This is a genomic window from Rathayibacter sp. AY1H3, from assembly GCF_002932015.1.
Window position 1 is genome coordinate 1 of sequence record NZ_PSUU01000089.1, and the last position, 3,630, is coordinate 3,630.

Below are 3,630 nucleotides of genomic sequence, written 5' to 3' on the forward strand. Positions count from 1 at the left end.
CGATCAACCGCACCTGGATCGACCTGCTGACCGTCTCGGCGAACTCGTCCGGCGGGCTGCAGCTCGTGCAGGAGCCGGACGCCGCCCCCACCCCGTCCGCCGAAGTACTTGAAGTAGAGGGGCACGGAGGGGTCGAGCCAGATGCTCGAGCGGCCGTCGCCGACCGCGGGGTCGTCCCGCCAGGAGAAGAAGAAGCTCTCGCGGCGGCGCAGCTTGTTGGCGATGACGATCTGGACGTGCGTGAGCGTGCGGTCGTCGAACTCGATCTCGACTCCCGAGGCTCCGTAGAGCAGCTTCCCCATGGGGGCCTCCCGGCCGCCCGTCGCCGGGCGGTGCATGACGGTGCCCGCGGGCACGAGAAGCGGGACCGTTCCGGCGCCCGCCGTGGACCGGGCGGCTCGCATCCGGACGCGGGCGCCCGGGCGCGGAACCGCCCGGTGACGACTCTAGGCGAGGCGGCGCGGGCGCGCGGGATCCTCGTCCGATTCCCGAACACCGGGCTCCTCCGGCCGCACGGACGACCGGTCCGGAGGCGCACCCGGCGCCCTGTCGGATCCGGGCGAGACGCGCCGGGGCGCTGCCGCGCGCATGTCGGAGGTCGGACGTACGGTACCCGCATGATCGAATGCGCACTCTGCGGAACCGACGCCGTCGTCCTCGACCGCTCCGGCGGCCGCGACACCGAGGAGGAGCTCGTCGTGCTCTGCGCCGACTGCACCCCGGGCGAGATCACCCAGGCCCTCGAGGCCGGGCTGCTCGAGCCCGCTCGACGCAGCGCGCACGCCCGCGCCGCCTAGAGAGCGGCGCGTCGGACGGAGTGCCCCCACTGGGACTCGAACCCAGACTGAGACGATTTTAAGTCGTCTGCCTCTGCCGATTGGGCTATGGGGGCGACCACCGGGAGGAGCGATCCTCCCGGCGGCGGTGTCAGGACTTGGCGGGCTCGCCGCCGACCGGGACCGGAGCACCGGCCTGGCCGGGGATCTGCGCCGGGGCCTGCGCGGCCGGAGCCTCGGCGGCCGGGGCCGCCGGACGCGGACGCGACGCGTAGGTCTCGAAGGACCCGCGGGGGTACTCGCGGGCCTCGATCGAGGCGATGTCGCGGCCGAGCCAGAGGTTGTTCCACCAGCCCCAGACCACGCGGAACTTGCGCTCCCACGAGGGCATGGCGAGACCGTGGTAGCCGCGGTGCATCACCCAGGCGGGGAAGCCCTTCACGGCGATCTTGCCGGACTGGAACACGCCGATGCCGATGCCCAGGCCCGCGACCGCGCCGAGGTTCTTGTGCACGTAGTCGACCGGCTCCTCGCCGCGGAGCACCGCGGTGATGTTCTTGGCCATGAGCTTGCCCTGGCGGACGGCGTGCTGGGCGTTCGGCACGCAGAAGCCGCCGACGCCGCCGCCGGTGAGGTCGGGGACGGCCGTCGCGTCGCCGGCGCCCCAGGCGCCCTCGACGAGCACGTCGTCGTGGCCGACGCGGAGGTCGGCGCGCACGCGCAGGCGGCCGCGCTCCTCGATGGGCAGGTCGGAGTTCTTGATCGACGGGTTCGCCATGACGCCCGCTGTCCAGATGATGAGGTCCGACTCGAAGCTCTCGCCCGTCGACAGCTGGATGACGCCGTTCTCGGCCGACTTGAGCTGCGTGTCGAGGTGCACGGTGGCGCCGCGCTGGTCGAGGTTCTTCAGCACCCAGTGGCTCGTCTCGAGGGCGACCTCGGGCATGATCCGGCCCATCGCCTCGATGAGGTGGAACTGCGTCTCCTCGAAGTCGATCTCGGGGTAGCGCTTGAGCAGCGCGCTCGCGAAGGAGCGCAGCTCGGCGAAGACCTCGATGCCCGCGAACCCGCCGCCGACGACCGTGACGGTCAGCAGGCGCGAGCGCTCGGGGCCGGCGGGGAGCGACGCGGCCTTGTCGAAGTTCGTGAGCATGCGGTCGCGGATCGCGGTCGCCTCCTCGATCGTCTTCAGGCCGATCGCGTTGTCGGCGACGCCCGGGATCGGGAAGGTGCGCGAGACGGAGCCGGCGGTGACGACGATCTGGTCGTACTCGAACTCGTAGGGCTCGCCCACGGTCGGGGTGATCGTCGCGGTGCGGTTCGCGTGGTCGATCTTCGTCACCTTGGCGGCGAGGATCGCGGTCTTCTTGAGGTGGCGGCGGAGCGAGACGATCGCGTGGCGCGGCTCGATCGACCCCGCGGCGACCTCGGGGAGGAAGGGCAGGTACGCCATGTAGGGCAGCGGGTCGACGATCGTGACCTCTGCCTCGTGCGGGCGGAGCTGCTTCTCGAGCTTCCACGCGGTGTAGAAGCCGGCGTAGCCGCCTCCGACGATCAGGATTCTGGGCACGGTTGACTCTCCAAGAGGGATGGACAATGCGAACACCCTCACGCAATGCGAAGTGCCCGCTCTCGATGCGGTGGGCAGCACTGACCCCGACTGGGAATCAGCTTAGCGAAGAGCGCGCCGGTGGTGGCGCCTCCGTGGCTCCGGTAGGAGCGGCTACGCGTCGAGCGGCCTGCAGGCGCAGCGCTCGGGAGACCAGTCGGCGCGGGCCAGGGCCAGATCGCCGATCGGATTGACGCCGGGGCCCGCCGCGAGGGCGTGCGCGGCGAGGGCGTGGAGGCACTTCACCCGCGAGGGCATGCCCCCGGAGGAGATGCCCGCGATCTCCGGGACGGAGCCGACGCTCTCGCGGTCGGCCAGGAACGCCCGGTGCGCAGCGGCGTACGCCTCGCGCAGCTCCTCGTCCTCGGCGAGCATCGCGTTGTACTCGACCATGACCTGGGTGGCCTCGAGCTGCGAGATCGCGGCCGTCGCGGCGGGGTGGGTCAGGTAGTAGAAGGTGGGGAACGGCGTGCCGTCGGACAGGCGGGGGCTCGTGGAGACCACCGTCGGGTCGCCGCAGACGCAGCGGGCGCTGATCCCGACGACGTCCCGGGCGGGACGGCCCAGCTGGGCGGAGACGACCGCGATGTCGCGCTCGGACGGCGGATCGAAGGGGGGCGTGGTCACGGGGGCTCCAGAGGACGGACGGCCGGGAGGACGCTCCAGTGTACGCGGGGCCGGGCGGGGGCGACGGGGTCGGGCGGGAGCTACGGAGTCGGTGTCAGCTCGTCGGCGGTCGGCTCGCCGAGGCCCGAGACCGCGATCGAGGACAGCAGGGATCCGGCCCAGTCGCTCGGGGTCTCCTGCACCGTGTCGCTCGCGGGCTGCTGCGCCTGCTGGGCGAGCGTCACGTCGTCGAGCACGAGGTAGCTCACCTCGCCGGGCATCACGAAGTACAGCCGCTCGCGGGCCTGCGCGCGGATGAACGCCGGGTCGGACCAGCGGGTGCGCTGCTCGTCGAGGTTCTGCGCCTGGGTCTTGGCCGCGTCGACCGAGCGCTGCAGCTCGGCGATCTCGGCGCGCTGCTCGACGAAGTTCTTGATGCTCGGGGCGAGCACGACCACCGCGAGGATCATGATCCCCATCACCAGCAGCGTGAAGCCCGAGCCGCGGACGCCGGCGATCCACGCGGACGAGGGCGGGGCGGGGTCTCGCCGGACTCGCCTGGGGCGCCTCCGCCGTGGTCCCGCCCGACGGCTCGTTCGGCTCCGTGCTCGCCGCGGAGGTGCTCAGCGCGACCACGCT

At 72.2% G+C, this 3,630-nt stretch carries 4 protein-coding genes, 1 tRNA gene and 1 pseudogene; 1 reads left to right on the forward strand and 5 read right to left on the reverse strand.

Annotated features, from left to right (window positions below; all coding sequences use genetic code 11):
• Positions 1–302 (reverse strand): annotated as a pseudogene (locus tag C5C33_RS17940) (hypothetical protein); the annotation flags it as partial.
• A 315-nt stretch (positions 303–617) separates the two neighbouring features.
• On the opposite strand from C5C33_RS17940, the gene C5C33_RS17945 reads away from it, so the two are divergent.
• Entirely contained in the window at positions 618–797 is a 180-nt protein-coding gene (locus tag C5C33_RS17945) for a hypothetical protein (RefSeq protein ID WP_104225020.1), read from the forward strand.
• A 21-nt stretch (positions 798–818) separates the two neighbouring features.
• Here the strand turns inward: C5C33_RS17945 and C5C33_RS17950 are convergent.
• The 4 genes from C5C33_RS17950 to C5C33_RS17965 all read right to left on the reverse strand — a co-directional run bounded on the left by C5C33_RS17950 (position 819) and on the right by C5C33_RS17965 (position 3,470).
• Positions 819–892: transfer RNA gene (locus C5C33_RS17950), tRNA-Leu, on the reverse strand.
• A gap of 35 nt (positions 893–927) precedes the next feature.
• On the reverse strand, positions 928–2,346 hold the full coding sequence (locus C5C33_RS17955; protein WP_104225019.1) for an NAD(P)/FAD-dependent oxidoreductase: 1,419 nt from the start codon (positions 2,344–2,346) through the stop codon (positions 928–930).
• A 153-nt stretch (positions 2,347–2,499) separates the two neighbouring features.
• The gene (locus C5C33_RS17960) at positions 2,500–3,012 is read right to left on the reverse strand and encodes a DUF501 domain-containing protein (protein ID WP_104227430.1); all 513 of its coding nucleotides are present in this window, start codon (positions 3,010–3,012) and stop codon (positions 2,500–2,502) included.
• A gap of 80 nt (positions 3,013–3,092) precedes the next feature.
• The gene (locus C5C33_RS17965) at positions 3,093–3,470 is read right to left on the reverse strand and encodes a septum formation initiator family protein (RefSeq protein ID WP_104239595.1); all 378 of its coding nucleotides are present in this window, start codon (positions 3,468–3,470) and stop codon (positions 3,093–3,095) included.
• Positions 3,471–3,630 lie beyond the last annotated feature (160 nt).

Excerpts from the sequence above, each read along its gene's own strand:
- C5C33_RS17945 (WP_104225020.1), top strand. The coding sequence starts at position 618 with ATGATCGAATGCGCACTCTGCGGAACCGACGCCGTCGTCCTCGACCGC.
- C5C33_RS17965 (WP_104239595.1), bottom strand. The coding sequence starts at position 3,470 with ATGGGGATCATGATCCTCGCGGTGGTCGTGCTCGCCCCGAGCATCAAG.